We start from the raw sequence: 18,519 nt of genomic DNA on the forward strand, positions 1-18,519 counted from the left end.
GGAATCCCGGGCTGGGAAGATCGCCGAACACCTGCTCGGCCCCGGCCTCTTCTCCGGCTGGGGAGTACGCACCCTCGCCGAGGGGGAGGGCCGGTACAACCCCATCGGCTACCACGTCGGCACCGTCTGGCCCTTCGACAACGCGTTCATCGCCTGGGGGCTGCGCCGCTACGGCTTCACCCATGAGGCGGGCCGCATCGCGGCGGGCATCATCGACGCCGCCGGGTTCTTCCAGGGCCGGCTGCCGGAGGCCTTCGGCGGGTACGACCGGACGCTGACCCGGTATCCCGTGCTGTATCCCACGGCGTGCAGTCCACAGGCCTGGTCCACGGGCACCCCGCTGTTGTTGCTGCGGACCATGCTCGGCATGGAACCCCGGGGAGACCACCTGGTGACCAGGCCGGCCGTGCCCCCGGGCATGGGCCGGATCGAGCTGCTCGGCATTCCCGGCCGGTGGGGCCGGGCCGGCGCCCTCGGACGCGCCCACCCGGAGCGGCACTGACCGCCGCGAGTGGCCACGGGACGTCCTACGCCGCCGGGCCGTACGGCAGGACAGTGGCCGGGATGCCGGCTACCCGCCTGCGCCCCGCGCCCACGAGCACCGCTGCCGGCGTCGCCCGCGCGAGCAACCGCCGGCTACGTCGCGGAGCGTACGCAAAAGGCCGCCGGTGGCACGACGGCACTGTTGCCGTCGTCACCTACCGTGACTGAGGACGGTGTGGCGCGGTTGACCATGACGTGGCGTCAGGTTCTAGCGTCGGTTCCGGCGCCGTCCCGGCGGGCGGAAACGCGCTCGACCGGTCGTCGGCTCAGGGGCAACCCTGATCCCGGGTCGGGGCCGACCCGCAGTGCGAAATCCGCATCCGCTCCACCGGGAGTCGGACGGAATCGGGGCGCGCGGCATCGAGGATGGAACCAGCCCCACCGACCAGCGGGGGCGGCGGGGGATCACCGCAGGCAGACGGAAGAGGTATATGACGTGACGGCGACGGTAGGCCGGCAGGCGCAGGCCGCGGCCAGGGCCAGCGACGTGTGGAAGGTGTACGGCAGCGGCGAGGCGCAGGTCGCCGCGCTGCGGGGGGTGAGCGCCGAGTTCGAGCGTGGCCGGTTCACGGCGATCATGGGCCCGTCCGGTTCGGGCAAGTCCACGCTGATGCACTGCCTGGCGGGGCTGGACTCGGTCACCAAGGGCACGGTGCACATCGGCGACACGACGGTGACCGGGCTCGGCGACGCCGGCCTGACGAAGCTGCGGCGGGACAAGGTCGGTTTCATCTTCCAGCAGTTCAACCTGCTGCCGACGCTGACCGCCCAGGAGAACATCCTGCTGCCGCTCTCCATCGCCGGCCGCAAGCCCGAGCAGGCCTGGTACGACACGGTGATCGACACGGTCGGCCTGCGGGACCGGCTGGGGCACCGCCCGGCGCAGCTCTCCGGCGGTCAGCAGCAGCGGGTGGCGTGCGCCCGGGCGCTGGTCGCCCGACCCGAGGTGATCTTCGCCGACGAGCCGACCGGCAACCTCGACTCCCGCTCCGGCGCGGAGGTGCTCAACTTCCTGCGCAACTCGGTACGCCAGCACGGCCAGACCATCGTGATGGTGACCCACGACCCGACCGCCGCCGCGTACGCGGACCGGGTGATCTTCCTGGCCGACGGGCAGATCGTCTCGGAGCTGATCGAGCCGACCGCCGACACCGTGCTGGACACCATGAAGAAGCTCGACACCCCGGCCGAGGTGGCGCGCTGATGTTCCGCGCGACGTGGAAGAGCCTGCTGGCGCGCAAGGTGCGCCTCATCCTCTCCGGCCTGGCCGTGGTGCTGGGCGTCATGTTCGTCTCCGGCGCGTTCGTGCTGACCGACACGCTCGGCCGCTCGTTCGACGCCGTCTTCGCCGACGCGTACGAGGGTGTCGACGTCAACGTCTCCGCCAAGCCGAAGATCGAACTCAGCGAGACCGAGGGTGAGCAGGTGCCCGCGGCGATGCCGGCCGCGACGCTGGAGAAGGTCCGCACGGTCGGCGGGGTGGCCGAGGCCACCGGGATCGTCGCCGCCGACGGCGCCCGCCTGATCGGCAGCAACGGCAAGGTGGTCACCTCGTTCGGGCCGCCGCAGCTCGGCGAGAACTGGGTGGGCGAGAGCGACCTGGTCAAGCTGCGCGAGGGCCGTGAGCCGCGCGCCGACGACGAGATCGTGATCAACGGGGCGCTGGCGCAGGCCGCGAAGGTGAAGGTCGGCGACCGGGTCGGCGTGCTGACCCTGGAGCCGAAGAAGGACTTCACCGTGGTGGGCGTCTTCGGTTACAGCGGTGACCGGGACTCCCTCGGCGGCGCCAACGAGGTCGCCTTCACCACCCCGGTGGCGCAGCGGCTGATGCTCGGCGAGCCGGACGTGTTCACCAACATCAGCGTGACGGCCGCCGACGGGGTCGGCGAGACCGCGCTGCGCGACGACATCGCCGCCGCGGTCGGCGGCGACTACGAGGTCAAGACCGGCGAGCAGCTCTCCGCCGACGCCTCGGCCGGGCTGAAGGAGGGGCTCTCCTTCTTCAACAAGATCCTGCTCGGCTTCGCCGCGGTGGCGCTGCTGGTCGGCACCTTCCTCATCCTCAACACCTTCTCGATCATCGTGGCGCAGCGCACCCGGGAGCTGGCCCTGATGCGGGCCATCGGGGCCAGCGGGCGGCAGATCATCGGCTCGGTGGTGCTGGAGGCCGTGGCGGTGGGCCTGATCGCCTCCGTGCTCGGCCTGGGCGCCGGCATCGGCGTCGGCGCGCTGCTGGCGTACCTGTTCGGCAAGCTGGCGGGCGGGCTGGCGCTGGCCGGCATCGGCGTGCCGGCGGCCGCGGTGATCGGCGCGTTCTCGGTGGGTCTGGTGATCACCGTGGTGGCGGCGCTGCTGCCGGCGCTGCGGGCCTCGCGGATCCCGCCGATCGCGGCGATGCAGGACGTGGCCACCCCGGACCGCCCGCTGACCAAGGTGACGGTGGCCGGCGCGATCGTCACCGGGATCGGCGGCACGCTGCTCTTCCTGGGGCTCAGCGGCAACGCCGGGGACAACACCCTGGCCACCATCCTCGGCGGCGTGCTGTTCGCCTTCATCGGGGTGGCGCTGCTGACCCCGCTGATCAGCCGGCCGGTGGTCTCCCTGCTCGGGGCGCTGTTCGCCTGGTCGGTGCCGGGCAAGCTGGGCCGGCTCAACTCGGGTCGCAACCCGCGCCGCACCGCGATCACCGCGGCGGCGCTGATGGTCGGCATCGCGCTGGTCACCGGCGTGACGGTGATCCTCGACTCGGCCAAGGGCAGCATCAGCGCGCTGGCCGAGGACCAGATCAAGGCGGAGCTGGTGATCTCCGGGGTGCAGGGCGGTCCCCGGCCGCCCAGCTTCGACCCGGCGGTGCTGGAGAAGGCGGCCGCCATCCCCGGCGTCCAGATGGTCGACGGCGAGTACGGCGACATGGCGGTGGTCAACGGCGAGCGCACCTGGGTGGCGGCGTCGAGCAACGTCGCGTCGCTGGAGCGGATCTTCGGGGCGAAGGCCACCGCCGGTGACATCAGCCGGCTGGCACCGGATCAGATGCTGTTCAGCTCCGACACCGCGACGTCGCGCAACGTGTCGGTCGGCTCGAAGGTCAGCGTCCAGCTGTCCCGGGGCGAGGCCCGCACGTACACGGTCAGCGGCATCTACGAGAGCTCGCAGCTGACCAACCCGGTGGTGCTGCCGCCGCAGGCGGCCAAGGACTTCGCCATCCCGCAGCCGATCCAGGGCTTCCTGCAGCTCGCCCCCGGCACCCGGGTCGCCGACGTGCAGCCGCAGGTCGAGACGCTGCTCGCCGACAGTCCCGAGGTGTCGGTGGCCGACCGGGCCGCCTTCATCGAGCAGCAGACCAGCCAGCTGGACACCCCGCTGCGGATGATCCAGATCCTGCTGGCGCTGGCCATCGTGATCGCGGTGCTGGGCATCATCAACACCCTGGCCCTGTCGGTGCTGGAGCGGACCCGCGAGCTGGGCCTGCTGCGGGCGATCGGGCTGCGGCGGGCGCAGACCATGCGGATGATCACCGTCGAGGCGGTGGTGATCTCGGTCTTCGGCGCGCTGCTCGGCGTGGTGGTCGGCACCGGCCTCGGCGCGGCGGTGGTCGAGGCGCTCAAGGACGAGGGCATCACCGACCTGATCCTGCCCTGGGGCCAGATGGGGATCTTCCTCGGGCTGGCCGCGATCATCGGGGTGATCGCCGCGGTGCTGCCCGCGGTGCGCGCCGCGCGGATCAACGTGCTGGGCGCCATCGCGCACGACTGATCCGCAGCAGGGACGACGAAGGGGCTCCGCCGACCGGCGGGGCCCCTTCGCGCGCGGTTCAGGCCGGCGGCTCGCCGAGCAGCGCGGCCAGCAGCTCCAGGTCCGCCGCGGTCAGGCTCTCCACCTGGTGTACGCCGTCGATCGGCGCGATCGGCACCTCCGCGGGCACCGCCAGCACCGCCGCGCCGGCGGCGAGCGCACTGGCCACCCCGGCCGGCGAGTCCTCGATCGCCACGCACCGGCCGATCGGCACGTCCAGCAGCCGCGCCGCCGTCAGGTACGGCTCGGGGTGCGGCTTGGCCAGGTCCACCTCGTCGCCGCAGACCACCGCGTCGAAGCTGTCCCGCCCGAGGGTGTCCAGGGCCACCTCGACCAGCGGTCGCCCGCTGGAGGTCACCAGCGCGGTGGGGATGCCGGCGGCGCGTACCGCCCGCAGCAGGGTCAGCGCGCCGGGCCGCCAGCGCAGCCCGGTGCGGAACAGCTCCAGGATGCGAGCGTTGATCCAGCGGGTGCTCACCTGCGGGTCGCGCTCCGGCTGGCCGAGGTCGTCGTGCACGATCCGCATCGACTCGGCCATGCTCGTGCCGATCACCGCGTGCCGCGCGGCGTCGGAGAGCGTGCCGCCGTACTCGCCCGCCAGCTCGCGCAGCGCGACGTCCCACAGCTTCTCGCTGTCGACCAGGGTGCCGTCCATGTCGAAGAGCACGGCGGCGGGGTGTGGGCTGCTCAGCGGGGGCCTCCTCCGGCCGGGGTGTGTCGGGCCGATCCTCTCAGCCCGGCCCGGGCGGCCCACCGCCCTCCCCGAGGAAGGTGACCTGGGCGATCCCGCTCAGCCGAGGTCGCAGGCGTCGAGGGAGTTCTCGTAGCCGCGGAAGAACGAGTCGGTGCGCTGCTCGGCGGTGCCGTGCGAGCCCTCCGCGAACCACGGCTGGTCGGGGTCGTCGCCGACGGCGAGCAGCCCCTCACGGAACTCGTCGAGGTCGCCCGTGTCCAGCTTCAGCACTCCCGAGCGGACCGAGTCACCCAGGTACGCCCCGGCCATGCAGTCGGCCTGCAACTCCTGCTGGATGGTGAAGTTGTAGCGGATGCCGAGGCGGACCTGGATGCCGTGGGCGTACTCATGGCCGAGCAGGTAGAACACGAACGCGTCGCCGACCTGGCGGAACGCGGCCACCGACCAGTTGACGTCGTAGGCGATGAAGTCGCCCTGCGAGCAGTAGACGGCGTTGTTGCGCGGCAGCGCCTGGCCGCCGCAGGCGACCTCCCCCTCGCGCTGGTAGGGGACGATCCGACGGATCGGGCGGAACTGCTGGCCGGAGGCCTTGAACTGGGTGCCCCAGTAGTCCTCGGCGATGTTCACCGCGTGGCCGATGTCGGTCTTGAACTCCTCGACGCTGGTGGTGCCGTCGGCCCGGGTGGTGTCCGGGCCCGGCGAGGCGGCCTGGCGGGACTGGCCCGGCGCCGGTTCGCGCGGCGCCTGCGGGCCGCTCTCCCCCACCCCGCCCACGGCGCAGCCGGCCGCCACCACCAGCGCCACCACCGCCGCGGCGAGCGAGCCGCGCGACTGCGATCCCGAGCGTGCCGTCACAGTTGCCCTCCCAGGCGTCGCGGCCGATGCGGTCGGTGTACCCCGACCGTGGAATGATCATGCCGGGCGACGGCCACGGGGACCACGGGCGGACGGCCGCGGTTCAGCCGTCCTGCAGGAGGAGCAGCACCACCGCCATCCGGGTCCGGGTGGAGCTGGACGGGCCGGCGCGGGAAGGGCTCTCTTCGTGGGTGGCGCGGTGCCTCACCTACCACGTTCCGGAATTGTGGCCGCGATGGGTGACGTGGCCCTGGGTGGCGTGCCGGGCCGCTTCGTACCGCTGCTGCTCCACCAGCGCAGCCTGCCCGGCACCCCGGTCCTCCGCGGAGGCTGTCCGCTCCCGGTCGCGCCAGGCGACCCAGCCGACCGCCGCCGCCACGACCGCACCGAGCACCCCGAGTATCACCCAGGTCATCATGGATCCACGGTAGACCCGGACCCCTAGGCTGCGCACCCATGACGGGGGCCAGTTTCGACGACCACGAACGGGAACGCTGGGCGGGGCGGGCAGCGGCGTACGAGCGAAGTCTCGCCCGGCTGTGCGCGTACCCGGCGGGGGCGGTGCTGGACGCGGCGGGCGCCGGGGCCGGCATGCGGGTGCTCGACGTGGGCACCGGTCCCGGCACGGTGGCGGCGCTGGCGGCCGGTCGTGGCGCCACCGTGGTCGCGGTGGACGCCGAGGCGTCGATGCTGGCCAGCGCCCGGCGGGCCGTGCCCGACGCCCGCCTGGCCCACGCCGCCTTGCCGCACCTACCGGTGGCCACCGGCGGCGTGGACGCCGCCGTGGCTTCGACCGTCCACGGCCACCGCTGGCGGTCTTCGTGATCGACGAAGCGGCGCTTCGCCGCGGAGACCCCGAAGTCATGAACCCCCAGCTGGATCACCTGATCACGATGGCGCAGCGGCCCAGCGTCATGGTTCACGTGCTGCCACTACGCGCCGGGCTTCATCCCGGCCAGGCGGGGCCGTTCATCATCGCGACGACACCGGATGGTGAGGAGGTCGGCTACCTGGACGACCAGTCGGCCGGTCGCATCACAAACGGCGTTGCTCCCGTGTGGGCGGTCTGGGATACCGTCAGGTCGGTAGCGCTTCCGCGCGACCAGACCATCGATCTCCTGAGAGCACGAGCATGGATGACCTGACCGGCGCGCGGTGGCGTACCAGCACCCGCAGCAGTTCCAACGGCGGTGCCTGCGTGGAGGTAGCCGACAACCTTCCCGGCGTCATTCTCGTCCGCGACACGAAGGACCGCGCGGGTGGCACCCTGGCCTTCAGCCGCGCCGCCTGGCAGGCGTTCGTCACTCGGGTCGCCGCCCGGCCCTGACCCGTTGTCCGGCTCGGCCCGGCGGCTCCGACGTTCCCGGTGACGGCCCACCCGGGGCCGGCCGAGAGGAGTGACACCGTGAAGTACATGATCATGCTGTACGGCTCGCAGCGGGACTACGACGCGATGGCGGGCCGCCCCGGCGACAACCCACCGCCGATGTCGCCGGAGCAGGTCGCGGCGATGCACGCCCACATGGAGGCGGTGCACAAGGAGATCGCCGAGTCCGGCGAGCTGGTCGACGGCCGGGGGCTGACCGCCCCGGTGCACGCCCGGCGGGTGCAGCTGCGCCAGGGCGCGCCCGTGGTGACCGACGGCCCCTACCCGGAGACGCAGGAGGTGCTGGCCGGCTTCACGATCGTGGAGTGCGACAGCTTCGACCGGGCCACCCAGATCGCCGCCCGGTTCGTCAACCCGGACGCCGAGGGCGAGTACGTCGACGTGCGGCCGGTCGCCGAGGGCATCGAGGACCTGAACGGCTGATGACCGCCGACGCCGTCGAGGACCTGCTGCGCCGCCTGACGCCGCAGGTCCTCGGCGCGGTGGTGCGCCGCTACGGGCACTTCGACACCGCCGAGGACGCCACCCAGGAGGCGCTGCTGGCGGCCACGACGCGGTGGCCGATCGACGGCGTACCCGATGATCCGCGCGCCTGGTTGATCACCGTCGCGGCGCGTCGCCTGACCGACCTGCTCCGCAGCGAGCAGGCCCGGCGGCGGCGCGAGGACGACGTCGCCCGGCGGTTGCCACCCGAGCAGTGGCTCGCTCCCCCGGCGGACCGCCGGTCCCCGGAGGACGACAGCATGGTGCTGCTCTTCCTCTGCTGCCACCCGGAGCTGCCCCCGGCCGCGCAGATCGCACTGACCCTGCGGGCCGTCGGTGGCCTGAGCACCGCCGAGGTGGCCCGGGCTTTCCTGGTCCCGGAGGGCACGATGACCCGCCGGATCACCCGCGCCAAGCAGCGCATCCGGGACAGCGGCGTGCCGTTCGGCCTGCCCACCGGCCCGGACCGGGAGGCCCGCCTGGCCGCCGTCCGGCACGTGCTCTATCTGATCTTCAACGAGGGGTACGCCAGCACGGCCGGCCCGCTGCTGCGCCGGGTGGACCTGTCCACCGAGGCGATCCGGCTCGCCCGGATGCTGCACCGGCTGCTCCCCGACGACGCCGAGGTGACCGGGCTGCTGGCGTTGATGCTGCTCACCGACGCGCGGGGGCCGGCCCGGGTCGGGCCGAACGGCGAGCTGGTCCCGATGGCCGAGCAGGACCGCAGCCGCTGGCGCGCCGATCAGATCACCGAGGGCGTCGCGCTGGTCAGCGCGGTGCTGCCGCGCGGCGAGGTCGGGCCGTACCAGGTGCAGGCGGCGATCGCCGCGCTGCACGACGAGGCCCCGAACGCCGAGGAGACCGACTGGCCGCAGATCGAGGCGCTCTACGCGGTGCTCACCGGCCTCTCCGACAACCCGGTGGTGGCGCTGAACCACGCGGTCGCGGTGGCCATGGCCCGGGGCGCGTCCGCCGGGCTCGACCTGCTCGCCGGGCTGGCGGCCGACCCGCGGCTCACCGCCGACCCGCGGCTGCCCGCCGCCCGCGCACACCTGCTCGAACGGATCGGCGACCTCGGCGCGGCGCGCGGGGCGTACGAGGAGGCGGCGCGGCGGTCGATGAACCTGCCGCAACAGCGCTACCTGTACGCCCGCGCCGCCCGCCTCGCCGACGCCGGCTGAGCCGGTCTCACCACTGCCGGTTCGGGCACCAGCACCCTGGTGGCATCGGGCAGCGTGGTCAGCACCCGACGGCTCCCGGCTCGACGGCGACCAGCTCGGTCCGCTGCCGGCGCTCGGTCGCAGGCTCAGCATCCCGGCCGCGCTGCCGGCCAGCGCCCGGCCATGAGAACCGCGAGTCACCCGCGCCCGCGTCCCCGTCGCGGCGTCGGTTCCTCCACCGTGGATTCCATCCCCGTCTCCCCATGCCGGGCGATCCCGCTCGGGCACAGCGAAGCCGAGGCCGGCGGCGCCGTCGACGCGCTGGTGCGATCCGACGCACGAAGTCGACCTGATCGAGTCCGGTCAGGGTCGGGGCGCGGATTCCACCCGGAACACCGGGTAACCGGCGGCGACCGCCGCGAACTGCGCCAGCGGGGCGCGCCGGTCGACCGGCAGGTGCGGCCGGGCGCCGGGGGCGAGGGCGAGGTAGCGGCGCAGGATCGGGGCGCGCCGGGCCACGTCGATCTCCCGCAGCAGCACGGGCTCCCGCCCGCCGTGGCGCAGCACCGCCCGGCCGCCGGCCGCCCGGACGTTGCGTACCCAGTTGGCGTTCTCGCCGAGCATGGATACCAGGTAACGGTCGCCGTCGAGGTCGGCCACCACCACCGGCACGGCGATCCTCCGGCCGGTGCGCCGCCCGGGTACCTCCAGGGTGACCGCGCGGCGCGGGGCGAGCACCCCGGTGGCGAACTGGGCGGCGTCCAGCCGGTTGAGCACCCGGGCCAGCCGGCTGGGGCGATCACCCGGGTACAGCCGGCGCTGGGCCTCGTACAGCAGCTTGACGACGCGGCGCACGTTCACCTCCTGCGGTCCCGACTCGGATGCGGCGTGTCGCGGTGCCCCGGGACGCGGGACCGCGACACGCGGCGAGAGTCTCCAGTCTGCGCGCCGCCGACCGGCCAGGGGCGCTCTGGTGCCGGGCGGGTAATCCGGATGCCGCCCCGGTGCGCAGGCGGCACACTATCGCCCGATGAGCGACGGCGAGGAGCACGGCTGGCACTACGCCCCGTCCAGCACCCTTGCCGGGGCGTTGCAACGCGGGTTGGGCCGTGGAGGGCACCGCGCCATGGTGAACCCGGCGGCCCCCGACCTGGTACGCGACTGCCTGCGCCGGGACCGGCGGTTCTGGTGGGTGGTGGACGAGCGCGGCGTCTACCTGGCTCGCCTGGTCCGGGACCTCGCACCGCCGCTGGAGCCGATCCTGCGCGAATGGTACGACTCACCCGACGAGGAGCACGACGACGACAACGCCTTCACCGCGACCCTGGAGGTCCTCGACGTGCTCGGCCGGGCCGGCGTCGAGGAGGCGGTCGAGGGGGTGCGCCGGTACGTCCGGGAGGGGCCCCGGTGGAACGAGGCACTCACGCAGGTGGCGCGCACGTGGCCCGAGGCGTGGTGGGACGACCTGTACCCGGCGGTGCTGAGCCGGCCGGACGCGCTGGCCCAGGCCCGCGAGTGGCGGCGGTGCCTGCCCTGGCGGGCCTGGGCGGACCGCGACCCGCGCATCGCCGACGCGGTGCGCGACGACGGACCGCGGCGGCCGCACCGGGCCGGGTGGGACGAGCCGTCGACGGTGCTGCTGGCGATACTGCGCGACCGGGACCGCTCCGCCCAGTGGCGGATGGTCCTGCGCGAACTGGGCTTCCGCCCGCCCGAACCGGCCCTGCTCGACATGGCGGAGGAGCTGGCCGCCGCCGGGCTGGCCGGTCCGCTGAGCCGACCGCTGCTCGCCGTCGGCCCGCCGGCTCTGCCGGCCGCCCGCGCGTGGGTACGCGCCGACGCCCACCCGCTGACCTGGCCGGCGCTGCAACTGCTCGCCGCCCATGGGGACGCCGGCGACGTCCCGGCGCTGCTGTCCGGGCTGGACTGGTTGGACACGCACGACGACCGGTGCGGCTACGACCAGCTCGTCGAGGGGCTGGCCCGGATCGGCGGGGCGCGGGCGCGGGAGGTTCTGCCCAGGCTGCGCCGGCTCTGGTTCAGCCCGCACTCCTACGAACGTGCCGCCTACCTGCGGGCGCACGCGGCGCTGGACCCGGTCGGGGTGCACCGGCGCTTCGCCGAGGGCCTGTGGGACTGCGAGGCGGACGTGCGGCTGCTGTCGGCCCGGCGGGTGGTGCTCGACGGCACGGCCCGGGAACGGTTGCGCTATCTGCGCGACGACCCGATCGAGACGGCCGAGGTGCGGGCCGCGGCCGCCGAGCGCCTGGACGAGTGAGGCGGCCGGTGGTAGGCGAACCGGCCGAGGATCGACCGGCCGACCGTAGCCGCCGTCAGTCCTCGGCGAGGACCTCTCGCAGGCGGGCGGCGAACCGCTTCGGGTCCTCCACGAAGCCGATGTGGCCACCGGGGAACATTGTCGGCGCGGTGCCGAGCGCCCCGGCCAGCGCCCGGGAGGTGAGGTCGCAGACCTGGCCGGTCGACTCCTCGCCCAGCCCCACGACGACCCGGGTCGGGCCCTCCCGCAGCGCGGTGACGTCCGGCTGGTACCGGGTGGTCCCGCGGATCATGTGGACGTACTGGAAGTGCTCGTCGGCGGCGGCCTGCGGCTCGGGTTCGCCGCCGAACATGCCCTGGACCACCGGCTCGGGCAGCTCGATGTTCGCGTTGGCGAGGAACTGCCGCCCCGCGCCCAGCCGGTCCCCGGCCAGGTACGTGGCGATCATGGCGTCCTCCCGGGCGAAGCGGTCCGCGCGGTCGGCGAGCAGGCCGATCAGCGGCGGCTCGTGCGCGATGACGGTGTGCGTCCGCTCCGGGTGGGCCTGGGCGAGGGCGAGGACGGTCACCGCGCCGCCGCTGGAGCCGAGCACGGCGGCCGGGCCGGCGTCGAGGTGGGCGATCAGCCGGGCGACGTCGTCGGCGCGCAACTGCGGGGTCGAGTCCTGGTGCGGGTCGTGCAACAGACTGCGGTTGATGCCACGCGGGTCGGTGGTGAGCACCGTGTGGTCGGCGGCCAGGAGGTCGGCCAGCGGCGCGAACGCCCCGGCGTCCATCGGGGCGGCGACCAGCGCCACCAGCGGCCCCCGTCCGCGTACCTCGTAGTGCAGTCGCCCGTCGGGGACCTCCAGGGTCGCGGTGGTGACAGGTGCGGTGGATGTGCTGCTCATCGGGTCCTCCCGGGTCGGGGCGTGCGCGTTCGGAGTGGAGACTTCCGTCGTACGGCAGAATCGTCGCTCGTGAGGGCTGTTTCTCCGCGCGTCACCGACGACGCCCGCGACGCCGGGCTGGACCGGGCGCGCGAGGGCGACCGGGGCGCGTTCGACGACCTGGTGGCGCCGCTGCGCCGGGAGCTGCACGCCCACTGCTACCGGATGCTCGGCTCCGCGCACGACGCCGACGACGCCCTCCAGGAGGCGCTGCTGCGGGCGTGGCGCGGGCTGCCGCGCTTCGAGGGGCGCAGCTCGCTGCGCTCGTGGCTGTACACGGTGGCCACCCGCACCTGCCTGGACGCGGTGGCCGGGCGCGCCCGCCGGGCGCTTCCGGTGGACCTCGGCCCGGCCAGCGAACGGGCGGTGCTGGACAGCGCCCCGGCGGGCCACGTCGCGTGGCTGGGGCCCTACCCCGACGCCGGGCTCGCCGCCGGTCCAGCCGCCCCCGACGTACGCTACGAGCAGCGCGAGGCCGTCGAGCTGGCCTTCGTGGCGGCCCTGCAGCACCTGCCGGGCAACCAGCGCGCGGCGCTGCTGCTCTTCGAGGTGCTGGGCTTCTCCGCCGCCGAGATCGCCACCATGATGCGCACCTCGGTCGCCTCGGTGAACTCCGCGCTGGCGCGCGCCCGGCGGCTGGTGGCCGACCGGGTGCCGGCGGTCAGCCAGCAGCGGGCCCTGCGCCGCGTCGACGACAGCCGGCTGCGGGAGATCGTCACCGGCTACGCGACCGCCCTGGAGAACGGCGACACCGAGGCGCTGGTCGCGCTGCTGACCGAGGACGTCACCTGGTCGATGCCGCCGCTGCCGCAGTGGTACCGGGGGCTGGCTGCGGTCACCGACTTCGCCCGCGAGCTGCCGATGACCCGGTGCGGGAGCTGGCGGCACCGGACGACCGGCGCGAACGGGCAGCCGGCGGTGGCCTCGTACCTGCGCGCGCAGGACGCCGGCCCGTACCTGGCGTGGTCGATCAACGTGCTGACGCTGCGGGACGGGCGGATCGCCGAGATCACCTCGTTCCTGGGGGCCGAGCACTTCGCCGGGTTCGGGCTGCCGGACTCGCTGCCACCGGCGGGCGAGGACGGCAGCGGCCCGCCCCGGTGACCGGGGCGGCGCGAATTCGTTGTCCCGCTGGTGCTGCCGGCGGCCGGGCAGCTAGTGCGGTGTCCACTAACGTTCACCGGGTATCCGGTGGGTGTTGGATCCTCGCCGGGTGGGCGAGCGACTCCCCACCGGGTGGTGGGGCGGGCCTCCGCGGGCCAACTGATCCTCGCGCCACCCATGCTGGGCGCCGCGGGTCACGTCGGGACCGTCCGGCACCAGGGAGGTGCCGGCCAGCTCGACGTGCGTGACCACCTGCGGCAGCACGACGGCTGTCGGGGTGGTGGGTCCGCCGCCCGGGGTTCGGGTGGCGATGCTGGCGGCCGCGACGAGGTCGCGGTGCCCGGAGAACGCGCAGTGCGGGCAGGACAGGGTCCGCCCGCGGGGTTTCGGTACCCGGCGGGCGCAGGCCGGGCAGGTGGAGGAGGTGCCGCGTTCGTCGACCAGCCGGACGGTGATGCCGGCGAGGGTGGCCTTGTCGGTGAGGACCTGCAGGAGCCGGCCGATCTGCCACTGCCGCAACCGCAGGTTGTGCCGCCGCCCCGCGGAAAGATCCAGCACACCCCGTGGGTCACCGACATGCAGCACACCGACCCGCTGCCGCACCGCCCACGAAACGACGCCGCGGGCGGCCTCGTGCTGGGCTTGACGGACCCTACGCCGGTGCCGGCCCTCGACTAGGCGTGCCCGACGCCGGTACTGCCGCCACCGCCGCGACCCCTTCTGGCCCGGCTTCGGTGCCCGGCGTGAGACAGCACGGCGGCGGGCTTTCGTGTCGGTTAGGTGCATGCGGTGCTCGGCGCGGATCGCCCGCCCCGACACGAGCAGCCCTTCCCCGTCGGGGCCGGCCACCGCGTAGGGGTGGGTTATCCCCAGGTCCACCCCTGCCACCCTGCCCGGGTCCGGTTGTTCACCGGCCGGGTAGACCGTCACCGGCACCTCGGCGGTCACGTCGAGGAACAGGCGCCCACCCTCACACAGCAGCGTGATCGACCGGATTTGCTCGGCCGGATACGGCACCTCCCTGGCCAGGCGCACCCACAATGGCGCGGTGCCTCTGGCGGTGGGAATCCGCAACCGGCGCCCGTCGAGGGTGAACGTGCCGTGATACCAGCGCACCGGCACCAACCCCCGCCGGCGACGGGGGAACCGGGCCGACAGGTCACCGTCCTTGCGGCGTTTCGCCGCCGCGAACCACGCATCCGAAAACCGGCGCAACACCGAGCGGGCACCCACAGAGTTCAACTCGGCGAACGTGCCCGGCCCGGATGCCGCCAGCTCGCGACACAACTGCTGATAGCCGGCCAGCGGCGTGTCCCAGCGGCGGCGCCGCCACGCGTTGACCTCCACCACACACGCCCACACGTCACCGGCGGAGCGCAGCAGTCCGAAACACCGGCGCCGCTGCCCTGGCGTGACCCGCACAGCGACACGCGCGGTGCGGTGCACGACCCGCTCGGCGGCGGGATCCCGACGGCGAGGCACAAACCGAAGCGAACACCACCCCTACGACATTCTCCCAACCCGACCCACCCAGCCAACGTTTGTGGACACGGCACTAGCCGATGCGGTCGAGGAAACCCAGCACCCGCTCGGTGAGCAGCGCGGCCGCCGGCTCGTGGTAGGAGGGCAGGCTGCTGTCGGCGAACAGGTGCTGCGGACCGGGGTACAGGAACAGTTCGGCGTCCGGGGCCGCTGCGACGAGGGCGCGGGCGGCGTCGAGGTCACCCTCGTCGACGAAGAACTCGTCGGCGTCCATCCCGTGCACCTGGACCGGCACGCCGGCCGGCCACTCCCCGCCGAACTCGGACGTCGGGATGCAGCTGTGGAAGAGCAGGGCGCCCGTCGCGCCCGATCGGGTCTGGGCCAGCAACTGCGCCGGCATGACCCCGAGGGAGAACCCGGCGTACACCAGCCCGGCGGGCAGCCCCTCGGCCGTGCGCCGCCCGCGCTCCAGGATCACGTCGAATCCGACCGTCCGGCCGTAGTCGAGGCCCTCCTCGAGGGTGTCGAAGGTCTTGCCGTCGTAGAGGTCCGGCGTGTGCACCGTGTGCCCGGCTGCCATCAGCCGGTCGGCGAAGTCGCGGACACCCGGTGTCAGCCCCTGCGCGTGGTGGAACAACAGCACCTCAGCCATGCGACGTCCCTCTCCGTGGAATCTGCTCGTGCGCGCCGTCCAGGATGATGCCCCGCACGCCCGACATTCTGGCGAGCGGCACGGCCCTGGACGACCGGTAAATCACGGGCGCCGCCGCCGGCTCCGGCGGTACGGTCCGGCGATGCGGGATGCGGACGGCTACTTCGGCGAAGCAGTGGCGGCGACCTACGACGACCCGACGAGCGAGATGTTCGACCCCGCCGTCGTGGCGGCCACGGTCAACGTGCTGGCCGAGCTCGCTGGCGCCGGCCGCGCCCTCGAACTGGGCGTCGGGACCGGACGCGTCGCGCTGCCGCTGGCCGCCCGCGGTGTGCCGACACACGGCATCGACCTGTCCCGGGCGATGGTCGACCGGCTGCGCGCCAAGCCCGGCGGCGACGCGATCGGCCTGACGATCGGCGACTTCGCCACCACCCGGGTGGACGGGACCTTCTCCGTGGCGTACCTGGTCTTCAACACGATCATGAACCTGACCAGCCAGGAGGCCCAGGTGGCCTGCTTCCGCAACGCCGCCGCGCACCTGGCCCCCGGTGGCCGCTTCGTGATCGAGGTACTGGTCCCCGAGCTGCGCCGGCTCCCGCCCGGCCAGAACGTGCTGCCCTTCCACGTGTCCCCGACCGGATGGGCGTACGACGTCTACGACGTCGCCACCCAGGCGACCAGCTCCAACTACGTCCGCATCGTCGACGGTCGCGGGGAGTACCGGTCGATCCCCTTCCGGTACGTGTGGCCGGCGGAACTCGACCTGATGGCACAGCTCGCCGGACTGCGACTGCGGAACCGCTGGGACGGATGGAACCGGGCGCCGTTCACCAGCGAGAGCCGCCAGCACGTCTCGGTCTGGGAGAAGCCCGCCGACTGAACCCCCGGGGCGCGCCACCTGCCCTCGCGCCACAGCGGTCCCGTGCCGCTCGGACCACCTGCCGCATCGCCCGGTGACATGATGGGGCATGCCCGCGATCGAAGTGGTGCTCGGTGACATCACCGCCGAGAACGTCGACGCCATCGTCACCGCGGCCAACGAATCGCTGCTGGGTGGCGGCGGTGTGGACGGGGCGATCCACCGGGCGGCCGGACCGCGACTGGCCCGGGCGGGTGCCGCGCTGGCGCCCTGCGACGCCGGCGACGCGGTCGCCACACCGGCGTTCGACCTCGACCCACCGGTGCGCCACGTCATCCACACCGTCGGCCCGGTGTGCCAGGGCGGCGGCCACGGCGAGGCCGACACCCTGGCCTCGTGCTACCGGCGCAGCCTCGCCGTCGCCGACGAGGTCGGCGCCCGCAGCGTCGCCTTCCCCGCCATCGCCACCGGCGTGTACGGCTTCCCGCCCGAGCGGGCGGCGACGATCGCGATCTCGACCATCCGAGCCACGCCCACCCAGGTTGAGCGTGTCCGCCTGGTCGCCTTCGACGAAGCGACGTACCAGCTGCTGACAAGGGCGGCGCAGGATGGAACCACGACCGGGAGCTCCCGCTTCGAGCCATGGAATGAGCCGGTTACCCGGCGGCGGCACCGAGGCCGGCGTCTCGCCGGTCGGACCAGGGACGGCGCGTCGTGGCGGGACCCCGGGGCTTGCTGAGCGCCGCAGGGCCCAGCACACAGTTCGACAATCGCCCGGTCGCCCGCCCCCGCGTCTACTAGCTTTGACCATGGCGGTGTGAAGTCACCCGGAGCACCGACCGCTGCCCTGCCGCGTACCCGGAAGGCTCCGGTCGGCCGACGGACCTGGACGTTGCCCGACGCCCGGACTGAGCACCAGGGCGATCAGTGCGTCCCGACACCGGCGGTCGACGTTCCCCGGGATCAGATCCGAGAGGGCGGCCCGGCGTCGCGAGATCGAGAAGGCCGAAGTGATGGATGCTGGTCGCCGGCTGATAACGCGGGGGCCGGGCGGTGCACGGCGGACCGATCTACTCGAGCTCTTCTTCGACCTCGCGGCCATCGCCACCCTGACCCTGGCCTCGACGAAGATGGCGACCGAGCAGAGCTGGACGGGTATCGCCCAGGCACTGCTCGCCCTGTCGACGCTCTGGGCGGTCTGGGTGACCACCACGTCCTTCACCGACCTCTACAGCCCTCAGGCGCGACCCGTCCAGCTCGTGATCCTGGGCATCATGTTCGGCGGCATGCTGATGTCCGCCGCCCTGCCGACCGCGTTCGGCGATCACGGCCTGGTGTTCGGCGCCACCTGGGCCGGGATCAACTGGGGTCGGGCGTTGGTGGTCATCCCGTCGCTGCGGGGCCGGCCGGAGCAGCAGCGCCCGAAACGGGTTCTGCTCTGGACCACGGTGTCCGGAGTCCTGTGGATCACCGGCGGCCTGATTCCCTCCCCGGGTACCCGTCTCGTCGTGTGGCTGGCCGCGCTGGCGGTGGACTACCTCGGCTTCGGCCTGCGGTTCCCGCTCCCCGGGCGACCGCCGCTGCCCAGGTACGACGTGGTGCCGGAGCACCTGGCCGAGCGGTACCAGCAGATCTACGTCCTCACCCTGGGCGAGCTCATCCTGGTCACGGTCCTCTCCCTGAGCGACATGCCGTTCAGCGCCGGCCGGATCACCGCGTTCGCCACCGCGTTCGTCGCGGCCGTGCTGCTGTGGTGGAGCTACGCCCGGGGAACCGGCGCCCGGCTGAGTATCGCCATCGAGCGGTCCCCGCACCGGGAGCGGCTCGTCCAGACCAACCCGTACGTCCATTGGCTCATGGTGGTGGGCGTGGTCGGCGTCGCGGCCGGATTCATGCGGGTCATCGAGCATCCCACGGAGCGGCCGGACGACACCATCACCGCGCTCATTCTGGGCGGCGCGGTCCTGTTCCTGCTGGGGCGGGCCGCCCTCGACCACGAGGTCCTCGGACACATCCCGCTCTCGCACGTGGTCGGCGTCCTCGCCGCCGTCGCCCTCGTGCCGGCCGCCCCGCACGTGTCGAACCTGGTTCTGGGCTTCGGCACCCCCATCGTCCTGCTGGGAGTCGCGGCAGTGGAGCTTATGAGACGGCAGCGCTCGGACGGGTCTGCGGCCCCGGCTGAGGACGAACGCCCGCCACGGCCCCCGGAAGACCGACATTGACGTCGTGGCGTCGGGTGGCTGAGGAAGCTGGCCCATCCACTTCCGCGAGACCAGTCTGTCGACGTATCTCGCTTGCC

18 protein-coding genes and 2 pseudogenes are annotated in these 18,519 nt (G+C 73.4%); 13 read left to right on the top strand and 7 right to left on the bottom strand.

The window, feature by feature from the left end:
- The 3 genes from V6U89_RS19400 to V6U89_RS19410 all read left to right on the top strand — a co-directional run.
- On the top strand, window positions 1–502 hold a 502-nt coding region (locus tag V6U89_RS19400), incomplete at its 5' end, for an amylo-alpha-1,6-glucosidase (protein ID WP_442933952.1).
- A gap of 477 nt (window positions 503–979) precedes the next feature.
- Entirely contained in the window at window positions 980–1,747 is a 768-nt protein-coding gene (locus V6U89_RS19405; protein WP_280841395.1) for an ABC transporter ATP-binding protein, read from the top strand.
- Entirely contained in the window at window positions 1,747–4,296 is a 2,550-nt protein-coding gene (locus V6U89_RS19410) for an ABC transporter permease (protein ID WP_334572746.1), read from the top strand. The genes V6U89_RS19405 and V6U89_RS19410 overlap by 1 nt, the downstream gene beginning before the upstream one ends.
- A gap of 58 nt (window positions 4,297–4,354) precedes the next feature.
- Here the strand turns inward: V6U89_RS19410 and V6U89_RS19415 are convergent, their stop codons facing one another.
- The 3 genes from V6U89_RS19415 to V6U89_RS19425 form a co-directional block, all read right to left on the bottom strand.
- Window positions 4,355–5,002, bottom strand: coding sequence for an HAD family hydrolase (locus V6U89_RS19415; protein WP_334572747.1), 648 nt, complete (start codon window positions 5,000–5,002; stop codon window positions 4,355–4,357).
- A 123-nt stretch (window positions 5,003–5,125) separates the two neighbouring features.
- Window positions 5,126–5,884 carry a neutral zinc metallopeptidase gene (locus tag V6U89_RS19420; RefSeq protein WP_334572748.1) on the bottom strand — a complete coding sequence of 253 codons (759 nt, stop codon included), beginning with the start codon at window positions 5,882–5,884 and terminating at the stop codon, window positions 5,126–5,128.
- Window positions 5,885–6,092: 208 nt separating this feature from the next.
- Window positions 6,093–6,302 carry a hypothetical protein gene (locus V6U89_RS19425; RefSeq protein ID WP_334572749.1) on the bottom strand — a complete coding sequence of 70 codons (210 nt, stop codon included), beginning with the start codon at window positions 6,300–6,302 and terminating at the stop codon, window positions 6,093–6,095.
- Window positions 6,303–6,475: 173 nt separating this feature from the next.
- Between V6U89_RS19425 and V6U89_RS19430 the strand changes: the two genes are divergently transcribed.
- The 5 genes and pseudogenes from V6U89_RS19430 (at window position 6,476) to V6U89_RS19450 (ending at window position 8,935) form a co-directional block, all read left to right on the top strand.
- Complete coding sequence (locus V6U89_RS19430; RefSeq protein WP_334572885.1) at window positions 6,476–6,709, top strand: class I SAM-dependent methyltransferase; 234 nt, start codon at window positions 6,476–6,478, stop codon at window positions 6,707–6,709.
- Window positions 6,673–7,029: pseudogene (locus tag V6U89_RS19435) on the top strand (DUF5753 domain-containing protein); the annotation flags it as partial. The gene V6U89_RS19430 and the pseudogene V6U89_RS19435, both read left to right, overlap by 37 nt.
- Window positions 7,017–7,211 carry a DUF397 domain-containing protein gene (locus tag V6U89_RS19440; protein WP_280841405.1) on the top strand — a complete coding sequence of 65 codons (195 nt, stop codon included), beginning with the start codon at window positions 7,017–7,019 and terminating at the stop codon, window positions 7,209–7,211. The pseudogene V6U89_RS19435 and the gene V6U89_RS19440, both read left to right, overlap by 13 nt.
- Before the next feature lie 87 nt (window positions 7,212–7,298).
- A complete protein-coding gene (locus V6U89_RS19445; protein ID WP_334454715.1) occupies window positions 7,299–7,694 on the top strand; it encodes a YciI family protein in 396 nt (131 codons plus the stop codon).
- A complete protein-coding gene (locus tag V6U89_RS19450; protein WP_334572750.1) occupies window positions 7,694–8,935 on the top strand; it encodes an RNA polymerase sigma factor in 1,242 nt (413 codons plus the stop codon). The genes V6U89_RS19445 and V6U89_RS19450 overlap by 1 nt, the downstream gene beginning before the upstream one ends.
- A 342-nt stretch (window positions 8,936–9,277) precedes the next feature.
- On the opposite strand, the gene V6U89_RS19455 is transcribed toward V6U89_RS19450, so the two are convergent.
- Window positions 9,278–9,769 carry a nitroreductase/quinone reductase family protein gene (locus V6U89_RS19455; RefSeq protein ID WP_334572751.1) on the bottom strand — a complete coding sequence of 164 codons (492 nt, stop codon included), beginning with the start codon at window positions 9,767–9,769 and terminating at the stop codon, window positions 9,278–9,280.
- A 175-nt stretch (window positions 9,770–9,944) separates the two neighbouring features.
- On the opposite strand from V6U89_RS19455, the gene V6U89_RS19460 reads away from it, so the two are divergent.
- On the top strand, window positions 9,945–11,192 hold the full coding sequence (locus tag V6U89_RS19460) for a hypothetical protein (RefSeq protein WP_334572752.1): 1,248 nt from the start codon (window positions 9,945–9,947) through the stop codon (window positions 11,190–11,192).
- Window positions 11,193–11,247: 55 nt separating this feature from the next.
- Here the strand turns inward: V6U89_RS19460 and V6U89_RS19465 are convergent, their stop codons facing one another.
- The gene (locus V6U89_RS19465; protein ID WP_334572753.1) at window positions 11,248–12,081 is read right to left on the bottom strand and encodes an alpha/beta fold hydrolase; all 834 of its coding nucleotides are present in this window, start codon (window positions 12,079–12,081) and stop codon (window positions 11,248–11,250) included.
- Between the two features lie 69 nt (window positions 12,082–12,150).
- On the opposite strand from V6U89_RS19465, the gene V6U89_RS19470 reads away from it, so the two are divergent.
- A complete protein-coding gene (locus V6U89_RS19470) occupies window positions 12,151–13,224 on the top strand; it encodes a sigma-70 family RNA polymerase sigma factor (protein ID WP_334572754.1) in 1,074 nt (357 codons plus the stop codon).
- Between the two features lie 66 nt (window positions 13,225–13,290).
- Here V6U89_RS19470 and V6U89_RS19475 read toward each other — a convergent pair whose 3' ends face one another.
- Window positions 13,291–14,706: an RNA-guided endonuclease InsQ/TnpB family protein gene (locus V6U89_RS19475; protein WP_334572755.1), complete on the bottom strand. Its 1,416-nt coding sequence runs from the start codon at window positions 14,704–14,706 to the stop codon at window positions 13,291–13,293.
- 73 nt (window positions 14,707–14,779) lie between these two features.
- Window positions 14,780–15,358, bottom strand: a complete 579-nt coding sequence (locus V6U89_RS19480; protein ID WP_334572756.1) for a dienelactone hydrolase family protein — start codon at window positions 15,356–15,358, stop codon at window positions 14,780–14,782.
- Between the two features lie 142 nt (window positions 15,359–15,500).
- Between V6U89_RS19480 and V6U89_RS19485 the strand changes: the two genes are divergently transcribed.
- The 3 genes and pseudogenes from V6U89_RS19485 to V6U89_RS19495 all read left to right on the top strand — a co-directional run bounded on the left by V6U89_RS19485 (window position 15,501) and on the right by V6U89_RS19495 (window position 18,442).
- Window positions 15,501–16,241 carry a class I SAM-dependent DNA methyltransferase gene (locus V6U89_RS19485; protein WP_334572757.1) on the top strand — a complete coding sequence of 247 codons (741 nt, stop codon included), beginning with the start codon at window positions 15,501–15,503 and terminating at the stop codon, window positions 16,239–16,241.
- 88 nt (window positions 16,242–16,329) lie between these two features.
- Window positions 16,330–16,821, top strand: a pseudogene (locus V6U89_RS19490) (O-acetyl-ADP-ribose deacetylase); the annotation flags it as partial.
- 412 nt (window positions 16,822–17,233) lie between these two features.
- Window positions 17,234–18,442, top strand: coding sequence for a low temperature requirement protein A (locus tag V6U89_RS19495; protein ID WP_334572758.1), 1,209 nt, complete (start codon window positions 17,234–17,236; stop codon window positions 18,440–18,442).
- The last annotated feature ends 77 nt before the right edge of the window (window positions 18,443–18,519 follow it).

This window comes from Micromonospora sp. CPCC 206171, from assembly GCF_036906755.1.
Classification (GTDB): domain Bacteria; phylum Actinomycetota; class Actinomycetes; order Mycobacteriales; family Micromonosporaceae; genus Micromonospora; species Micromonospora purpureochromogenes.

Bases quoted from the DNA above. Each gene is read 5' to 3' on its own strand.
- V6U89_RS19410 (WP_334572746.1), top strand. From the start codon at position 1,747: ATGTTCCGCGCGACGTGGAAGAGCCTGCTGGCGCGCAAGGTGCGCCTC.
- V6U89_RS19425 (WP_334572749.1), bottom strand. From the start codon at position 6,302: ATGATGACCTGGGTGATACTCGGGGTGCTCGGTGCGGTCGTGGCGGCG.
- V6U89_RS19430 (WP_334572885.1), top strand. From the start codon at position 6,476: ATGCGGGTGCTCGACGTGGGCACCGGTCCCGGCACGGTGGCGGCGCTG.
- V6U89_RS19440 (WP_280841405.1), top strand. From the start codon at position 7,017: ATGGATGACCTGACCGGCGCGCGGTGGCGTACCAGCACCCGCAGCAGT.
- V6U89_RS19445 (WP_334454715.1), top strand. From the start codon at position 7,299: ATGATCATGCTGTACGGCTCGCAGCGGGACTACGACGCGATGGCGGGC.
- V6U89_RS19450 (WP_334572750.1), top strand. From the start codon at position 7,694: ATGACCGCCGACGCCGTCGAGGACCTGCTGCGCCGCCTGACGCCGCAG.
- V6U89_RS19460 (WP_334572752.1), top strand. From the start codon at position 9,945: ATGAGCGACGGCGAGGAGCACGGCTGGCACTACGCCCCGTCCAGCACC.
- V6U89_RS19465 (WP_334572753.1), bottom strand. From the start codon at position 12,081: ATGAGCAGCACATCCACCGCACCTGTCACCACCGCGACCCTGGAGGTC.
- V6U89_RS19480 (WP_334572756.1), bottom strand. From the start codon at position 15,358: ATGGCTGAGGTGCTGTTGTTCCACCACGCGCAGGGGCTGACACCGGGT.
- V6U89_RS19485 (WP_334572757.1), top strand. From the start codon at position 15,501: ATGCGGGATGCGGACGGCTACTTCGGCGAAGCAGTGGCGGCGACCTAC.
- V6U89_RS19495 (WP_334572758.1), top strand. From the start codon at position 17,234: ATGGATGCTGGTCGCCGGCTGATAACGCGGGGGCCGGGCGGTGCACGG.